This is a genomic window from Stieleria sp. (genome assembly GCF_041595215.1).
GTDB lineage: Bacteria > Planctomycetota > Planctomycetia > Pirellulales > Pirellulaceae > Stieleria > Stieleria magnilauensis.
Genome location: NZ_JBFHKV010000340.1, coordinates 1 through 7,678, shown reverse-complemented (window position 1 = coordinate 7,678; position 7,678 = coordinate 1). Strand labels below are relative to the sequence as shown.

General features: G+C 59.9%; 7 protein-coding genes. 5 read left to right on the top strand and 2 right to left on the bottom strand.

Annotated elements, in window-relative coordinates:
- Window positions 1–1,096 (bottom strand): hypothetical protein (locus tag ABX749_RS14580; RefSeq protein WP_372896621.1); only part of this gene is annotated, 1,096 nt, incomplete at its 3' end.
- 304 nt (window positions 1,097–1,400) lie between these two features.
- Between ABX749_RS14580 and ABX749_RS14575 the strand changes: the two genes are divergently transcribed.
- Window positions 1,401–1,892 (top strand): hypothetical protein, encoded by a 492-nt coding sequence (locus ABX749_RS14575; RefSeq protein ID WP_372896620.1) that lies wholly within the window; start codon window positions 1,401–1,403, stop codon window positions 1,890–1,892.
- Between the two features lie 87 nt (window positions 1,893–1,979).
- Here ABX749_RS14575 and ABX749_RS14570 read toward each other — a convergent pair whose 3' ends face one another.
- Window positions 1,980–2,666, bottom strand: coding sequence for a rhamnogalacturonan acetylesterase (locus tag ABX749_RS14570; protein WP_372896619.1), 687 nt, complete (start codon window positions 2,664–2,666; stop codon window positions 1,980–1,982).
- 465 nt (window positions 2,667–3,131) lie between these two features.
- Here ABX749_RS14570 and ABX749_RS14565 point away from each other — a divergent pair, with 465 nt between their 5' ends.
- The 4 genes from ABX749_RS14565 (at window position 3,132) to ald (ending at window position 7,568) form a co-directional block, all read left to right on the top strand.
- Window positions 3,132–3,776 (top strand): RNA polymerase sigma factor, encoded by a 645-nt coding sequence (locus ABX749_RS14565; protein ID WP_372896618.1) that lies wholly within the window; start codon window positions 3,132–3,134, stop codon window positions 3,774–3,776.
- A 5-nt stretch (window positions 3,777–3,781) separates the two neighbouring features.
- Window positions 3,782–5,146 (top strand): hypothetical protein, encoded by a 1,365-nt coding sequence (locus ABX749_RS14560; protein ID WP_372896617.1) that lies wholly within the window; start codon window positions 3,782–3,784, stop codon window positions 5,144–5,146.
- Window positions 5,052–6,230 (top strand): hypothetical protein, encoded by a 1,179-nt coding sequence (locus ABX749_RS14555; protein ID WP_372896616.1) that lies wholly within the window; start codon window positions 5,052–5,054, stop codon window positions 6,228–6,230. Before ABX749_RS14560 ends, ABX749_RS14555 begins: the two co-directional genes overlap by 95 nt.
- A gap of 237 nt (window positions 6,231–6,467) precedes the next feature.
- Window positions 6,468–7,568 carry an alanine dehydrogenase gene (ald, locus tag ABX749_RS14550; protein WP_372896615.1) on the top strand — a complete coding sequence of 367 codons (1,101 nt, stop codon included), beginning with the start codon at window positions 6,468–6,470 and terminating at the stop codon, window positions 7,566–7,568.
- Window positions 7,569–7,678: the final 110 nt, after the last annotated feature.

The window sequence follows — 7,678 nt, the reverse complement described above, 5'->3', positions numbered from 1 at the left end:
CGAACAGCCGGAGCCCGATGCCGATCTTGGCGATCCGATTCTCCATCGCCGAACGCACGAACGCTTTGCCGGCCGCACCGAGCGCCGGAACCGTCAGGCTGGTCACGATCGTCTCCAGCTTTTTCAGCCAGCCGGCCTGTTGGATTTGCTGATTGAAATCTGAATCGAGTGCGGCCGTTTGAATAAAGAAGTCAGACAGGTTATCGGTGGTGATCGATTCGGCTTTCTCCATGATCTCCAGTGAAGCGAGGGCATCGATCGGCCGTTGGTTGAATCCTCCCGGCGGCATCCCGACGTCTTCGCCCAAACGCTGCAAATCGTCGAAGACCGGTTGCGACATGGCGCGTTCTCCCACGATGGCGAGCCGGTAACGAGTCCCGAAATCGTCAAAGACGCGCAATTGCTCAAGGATTTTTTTCAGCTGCATCTCGTCGAACAGATCATGCTCGATCGCCACCTTGACGTGTTTCAACGCCATGGAGTGAATTGCAATCACCACGAGTTGCGAAATGATGAGCGGCTCTTTTTCGAACGCCCGAGCCACGCCGAGCATGGCCATCATGCTGCCGAACGCTTGCCGGCGATCATCACGCCGGAGCGCGTCTTCAAACTCCAGTGACAGCAATCTCGCCACGCTGCGTGAAGACTGGACGTATGGCAACAGGGTGTTGAAGGAATCCATCTGGACCTCCGTCCAAATCGGGCCCGTTCCCTCGGTGATGTCATGAATCTCTTCACGCAGCTCCGCCCACTGGTCAAGAAACTGTCGCACTTCATCGTCAAAGCGATAGGGTTGACCATAAACGTAATCGGCATCCTCTTCGGTAATGCCAACCACGGGGACGCCACGACAGGAATTCTCAAACGCCTGCGACTGGATTTCCTCCAAAACGTTCATCCAGCGTTGCGATTTTTCGTGCCCCATGGTTCGGACACGAAAGGCTTCCATGGATGCGTCGTCAATCGGCAGCCCCCGCGCACGGATTTCTTCGCGGCGATCAGCGACTTCGGCGCTGGCGGCCGAGCGTCGTGCGGCCCACCATGTCAGCGGACCGCCGCACAGCAAGACGGCGAGTCCGAGACAGACCATCAGCACAATGAGGATTCGTTTACTTGACGATGATGAATTGGGTGATGCGTCAGACGCCATGGGGGCAACCCGTTTTGCAACGATCGATTCGATAGATTGGTGTCCGAACCATTCTAACGACGTGAGCGTGCCGGCGCAGCCTGGTACGATGCGGTTGCTCGCGCATTGAATCCCCGGCTACAGTCAATCCAAAGCTGCATTGCAATGGTGCGCCCCCTTTCCGATTGGAATCGGCCCAGTGAGAACAGCCGGTCGACAAAGTCTCGGTTTTGAATCCCATCCACCATCCATCCCTGTCGGCGCGTTGTCCATGTCCAGCACGACTTCAAACCAGACGAGCACGACAATTCAATGTCTGCCGCAAGGCGTGTGTTCATGGAATTATTATCTGAAGGGAGACGTTCTCAACGGAGAAACCAGGCTGCGATCGTCCAGCGAGCAGGGTTCAATCGTAGTCGACGGTGTCGTTTTCGCGGTCAAGAAACAGGGTGTATTCAGTGGGCATTGGACGCTGGAGCATGAGGGAACCGAAGTCGCCTCGGCGCAAAAACAATCGGTGTTTTGGCGAACCTTTGACATCGATGCGCCGGGCGGTCCGCTGTTGCTGGCCACTGATTCGGCATTCACACGCTGCTATACGCTACGGCGAGGCGAAGAATCAATCGCCACGATGCGGCCCAATCATCCGTTGACCCGCCGCGGCAAGATGGAGATTCTGACGTCCGACTGGGACTCCCCGACCGTGGTTTTTTCGTTTTGGCTCGTCGCGCTGATTTGGCGACGTTTGACCCAGAATAATTGAAGTCACCTGGGGAAACTCGTCGTCGCGACGCGAACGGTTGCTCCACACGTACAGAGTGGTCGCCGTCCCGCCGGAAGATTCATCGGCTCATTTGAAACAGCCATTGAGTTCGGGCACCGCGACTTTGAGCGCCTTGATGATCAGCTCTGCGGTCGCGGCGGCTCCTGCGGGACTGAAATGGGTGGTGTCGCTAGGATTGAAATTGTACTGCCGGCTTTCCTGGGGGCCGATTGTGTTGTGATGGTTCACACTGATGCCATACAGATCAACAAACGGCACACCCTGCTGCTTCGCAACGAGTTGAGCCGTCGCGGCGTACGACGGCAGGGCGGCTTTCAACGTTGCTTCCCGAGGCAGGATCGTTCCGTCGTCGCCGAAATTCCGACGCGTGACCGAACTGAAAACGATTGGCTTGACGCCGGCCAGCTTCGCCCTTTCGACGTATGAAGTCAGCTTGGTTCGATAGACGTCCGGGCCGTAACGCTTCTGGTCGTTGTGGCCGAACTGAATGATGACATAGTCCGGCTTCAGCTGCAGCAACTCGTCAAATTTCTTCGACAAGGACTCAAGTGTGGCTCCATTCTTTGCGAAATGAAGCACTTGCGTTTGCTCCGTGCAGCGGTCTTCAAACGCGGGACCCCATCCATACGTCGTCGCGACGGTCGAGTCACCGATCAATCCGATTCTCAGGGCACGAGCTTGTGCCATCACCGCTTGCCCACCGAGGAACAAGCTTGTCAACGCAAGCGAAAGTTGTAGTACGTATTTGCTCACGAGCGGGATTACCTTGGTCGTTGATTCGTTCGTTTCGCCACTGCTTTCATCGCACGGGTCATTGTGAGGAGTCTTTCCTGGCCTGGATGGGGCTGGTTCGCGAGCCCGATTCTGGCAGCCCGCCGCAGAGTGCCGTCATCGGCCGGATCGGGGCTGCCACACCACAGTGGCGCGCGGCGACATAGAATAGTCGTTGATGATCGCCGTCAACAAGCAACCCCAGTGTTTTGTTCCGCCGCGGGCCAATACCGCTAAAAAAATGCTTCACAGCGTTGCCCGTCGGAGATGCAATAGTGAGGGAGCGGTGGATACGCTTGGCCATCCCTGTGCTCACAATGTCCCGGGAATTGCCTCTCAAATGGGATCGCGCGTCCAGATCCGATAAAATCGGTTGCCAGCCGATTTTCTTTTTGAGGTTTTGGGGTCCGGATCGGTCTAAGGGGATGTCGCTAACCACCGAGTTTCATGATGGATGCCGCGTTTGACAGTCTGTTCGAAGATCGTCGGGTCTATCAACGCACATCCACGCGGCGGGCGTCGATGCAAGAATCGCTGACCGAACCCGAATTTGCCCGAGCGGTCTCGGCGGGTTTGCCCAAACTGATCGCGATCGCACGACGGCTGTCCGGAAATGAGGACATCGCGGCCGAGGCGGTTCAAAACGCATTGCTGAAAGCATCCAAATCATGGCGCCAATTTCGAGGCCAATCGCATGTCGACACGTGGCTCACCAAAATCGTGATTCACGCCGTTCGCGATGGGATGGCCGCCCAACGACGCCGGCAAGAAAACCTGCCACCGCCACCAGACATCCAGCGTGATGGACACAGCCGATGCGATTCGCAAAGCGAGAATCTGGTCACCCCGGAACGCGGCCCGACTCAACAGGTGCTCGACGCCGAGTTGCGCACCGTGGTGGCGGCGGCCGTGCGAGAGCTGCCGGATCGACAACGCGAGGTGTTTGGTTTGATGGTTTGGCAAAACATGTCCGCGCGTGAAGTCGGGCAGTTGCTGGACATCACGCCGCAAACGGTTCACGCCAATTTGCATGCCGCGCGGAAACGACTGCGTGAATTGCTCGAGCCCTTTGTTCACGACGATCGGGATTGACCTCTATGAATCCAGATAAACTTGATCAACTGCTCCGCGCCAGCGATCCGGCAAACGCCCCCGCCCCCCCTGACGCCGTCGATCCATTGCTGCATCAAAGTGAGCAACAGTGGACGGTGTTGTCGCGACGACGTGTCGTGCGGCGAAAACGTGTCACGCTCTGCTTGGCTGCGATGGGGCTGTTCGTGATCCTGGGTGGGTCGGCCATGTGGGTCCGAAACGACCCCGGACAACAAGACACCTCCGTCGCCGTCGTCACCGCGCCGGATTCGTCGACCAACCGCGCCCCGACGGACTTGGCGGAAGCCGCCGCCGCGCAGCGACGACCGAGTCCGATCGATGCCTCCGATCAGCCCAAGACACATGCCGGCGTCGATTCACCGTCCCCGTCGCCCAGCCCCAAAGGCAAACGGACTCAATCCGGTCCGCCCCGAGCGGAACCGGTCCCTCAACCTGCGAAGCTCGCCCGACCACCGGCGCGCCCCGGTCAGCCCGTCATCGATCATGAACAGCGATTGGCCGAGTTCGCCGCATTCGTCGATCGAGCCGGAGAAGTCGACAGCGATTCGTGGCGTCAATCACGCGACTATCTCGCTCATCAAGACGCCCGCTCGCAGCGCGCCGCGGTTTCGCTCGTGCCGCAGCTGGTCGACCCGCAGCAGAGAAGAAAGGCGTTCGATCTGGTGTGCGCCGCTGCCGCCGATTCACAACGAGCGGTTCTGTTTCATTGGCTGTCGCATCGGTCGGTCCGGGCGATGGCTTTCGAACGCTTGGCCACCGAGGCCACGGTGGGACAGTCGATCGAGTTGATTCGCTACGCGCAAGACGATCCCGAACGAACGCGACTGTGCCGAAACATTGCAGCGTCTCCGAATCCCGAAGGCGTCGAGGTGTTGCTGGAACTGGCCCAGGACGCGCGTTGGAGGTCCGCAGTCGGGGCAGCGTCTCGAGAACTCCATCGGTCACACCTTCAAACACTGATCATGCGCATGCGCGAACGAAATGCGCCGGTACGAACCGCCGCGGCCTTTGTGTTGGCATCGGTTCCAGGCGAACAGCTCGATCAAGTGCTCGCGTCCATGATCCTCCGCGGCCGTTTTCGCCAGCCCGCCTACCTGGTGCTGCTGTCGCGAAACACGCCGCAGGCCCGAGCGTTTTTGGCACAAGCCGCTGCTCGTCAAGATTTGACGCCGGCACTCGTTTCGGCCCGCATGCACTTCGTCAACATTCAACCCACTCTTCAACAATGGATCGCAGACTCCAAAGGAACCCCTCATGAACGCTCTGACACTTCGCAGCAACAATTCTCGGATGCTCTGGACGGCTACCGCTGTGCTCGGCTGCCTGACACTCGGCATGACATCGGCTGAGGCCCAAGTCGGCGGGGAAAAACTTTCGGCACCGTTTGTGACCAAGGTCTACAACATCGCCGACCTGCTGGACGCCCCCAGCATGTTGGACGACGACGCGGAACAAGCCGGCACGACCGTTCGCACGTCCGTCGGCGGTTTCGGCGGTGGCATGGGCGGTGGCATGGGCTTCGACGCGGGTGACGGCATGGGCATGTCGCAAGGCGGAGGCGGCTTCTTCCGAATCCCCGACAACATCCTGCCGCAGCTCGCCGGAGGCATGGGTGGCGGAATGGGGGGAATGCCCGGTCCCAGTCCAACTTATCTGCCCAGTCGCATGACCCGCGAAGCGTTGGAACAAGTGGTGCTTGACCATCTGTCCGACGATGACACCGCGTGGCTGAACATTGACGGCGCCGGTGGCAAGCTGTCGATCGTCGCATCGATGATGATCGTCACGCATACGCAAGCCGTCCACACCAGGGTCACGCAGCTGTTGGACTTGCTGCGAGTGGGCAACAACACCAGCCCGACGGTTCAAGTCGACGTGCGGATCGTGGAAGTCGGGTCCGAGCAATCGGCGACGGCGCTCGCCTCGGACGCGGCGTCCCTTGAGAAACTTGCCAACGATGCTTCGGCGGCGCGGCTGTCGCTGCGCTGCGACAACCACCGGGTCGCGAAAGTTTCATCCGGATTGCGTCGCAGTTATGTGGTTTCCTTGACCCCCGTGGTGGGATCCAACGGAACCATCGACGTCAACACCGGCAATCAGACCGCCTACCGTCCCGAAACCTATTCACCGCTGCTGGGACTGTTCGGAAGAATCAAACCGGAGATCGACGCGGACGGTAAAAAGGGACGACTCCACCTGGGAATCCAACTCGCCTCTGGCCCCGAAGAAGTCGTTGCGGCGACGTTCGGCACCGGACAGTCGATGGACCGTGTGGAACTGGAAACCGCCGAGCTGGCCACTTCCATCGCCACCGTTGCCGACAAGTGGACCTTGGCGGGTAGTGTGGCCGTCACCAGCCCCACCTCCAGCATCACGTCTGGCGAAGCCCTGTCGCACTTGGCCATGCTCGTCCGCTGGCACGTGGTGGAGTGAGGGACGGCCTGTCCATTTCAGCCCGCACGCGTTAGCGAGGGGCCTCACGGCGTTCCTCGCCTCGCCCTTCGGAGGACGCAACGGCATCCCATCCTACTTCGCCAGCGGTTCTGTGGCAGAGCCTTGGAACCGATGCCGCGTCTCGCTACGCTTAACCTCCATCGACTTGCTGTGCTCCCCTACGGGATGCCTGTTGTCGCGGCGAAGATTGCGGACCAACCACCAGAGATTCGATAGATGATTATTGGCGTTCCCAAGGAAGTGAAATCCGATGAATACCGCGTCGCCCTGCTGCCGGTCGGCGTCGAAGAATTGGTGGCCCGCGGTCACCGTGTGATCGTCGAATCCTCCGCTGGACTGGGATCGGGGCTCCCCGACCACGACTACCTGCGGGCCGGAGCGGAAATGGTCGCGTCGGGTGCGGACGTGTTCGAGCAGGCCGACCTGATCGTGAAAGTCAAAGAACCACAACCCGAAGAGTATGCCTTGATCCGCTCGGGCCAATTGCTCTTCACCTACTTTCACCTCGCCGCCAGCCGCGAGTTGACCGATGCGATGATCGACACCGGTGCGACGTGTTTCGCGTATGAAACCTTGCGTGACAGCAAGGGGCGTTTGCCGCTGTTGACGCCGATGAGCGAAGTGGCCGGGCGGATGAGCATTCAACAAGGCGCCAAGTACCTCGAACGCCCCCAGATGGGTCGCGGCATCTTGCTGGGCGGAGTGCCCGGAGTTCCGCCGGCACACATCACGATTCTCGGCGGTGGCATCGTCGGCTCCAACGCGGCAAAGATCGCGGCAGGCTTTCAAGCCGATGTCGCGATTCTGGATGTCGACCTGGATCGGCTGCGTTATCTCGACGACATCATGCCCGCCAACGTCAATACGTTGTACAGTGATCGCCACACGATCTTGGATCAAATCCAGCGCGCCGATCTGGTCGTCGGTTCGGTGCTGATCCCCGGTGCCAAAGCGCCTCAACTGGTTCGCAAGGAAGACCTGCGATTGATGAAACCGGGAAGCGTCGTGATCGATGTCGCCGTCGATCAAGGGGGCTGTATTGAAACCACACGTCCGACGACGCACAGCAACCCGACCTACATCGTTGACGATGTCGTGCATTACTGTGTCGCCAACATGCCCGGCGCAGTGGGCCGCACCAGCACGTTCGCGCTGTGCAACGCGACGATGCCCTGGGTGATCCGCCTGGCGGAACTCGGCGGCCAAGCCGCGATCGACGCCGCCGGCCCCTTACGAGAAGCCGTCAACGTGCACCAAGGTGCCATCACCAACGCGGCCGTCGCCAACGCCTTCGGGATGACGCATTCCGGCTGGTAGGATCGCGACGTCACCAACCTGCGCTGGTGTGCAGGCTTCAGCCGCTCATTTCGCTGCTCCGCAGCGACCGGGAATCGCCTGAAGGCTAGACACCAACCTGCGCTGGTGTG

Coding starts and splice junctions, on each gene's coding strand:
- ABX749_RS14575 (WP_372896620.1), top strand. CDS start 1,401: ATGTCCAGCACGACTTCAAACCAGACGAGCACGACAATTCAATGTCTG.
- ABX749_RS14565 (WP_372896618.1), top strand. CDS start 3,132: ATGATGGATGCCGCGTTTGACAGTCTGTTCGAAGATCGTCGGGTCTAT.
- ABX749_RS14560 (WP_372896617.1), top strand. CDS start 3,782: ATGAATCCAGATAAACTTGATCAACTGCTCCGCGCCAGCGATCCGGCA.
- ABX749_RS14555 (WP_372896616.1), top strand. CDS start 5,052: ATGAACGCTCTGACACTTCGCAGCAACAATTCTCGGATGCTCTGGACG.
- ald (WP_372896615.1), top strand. CDS start 6,468: ATGATTATTGGCGTTCCCAAGGAAGTGAAATCCGATGAATACCGCGTC.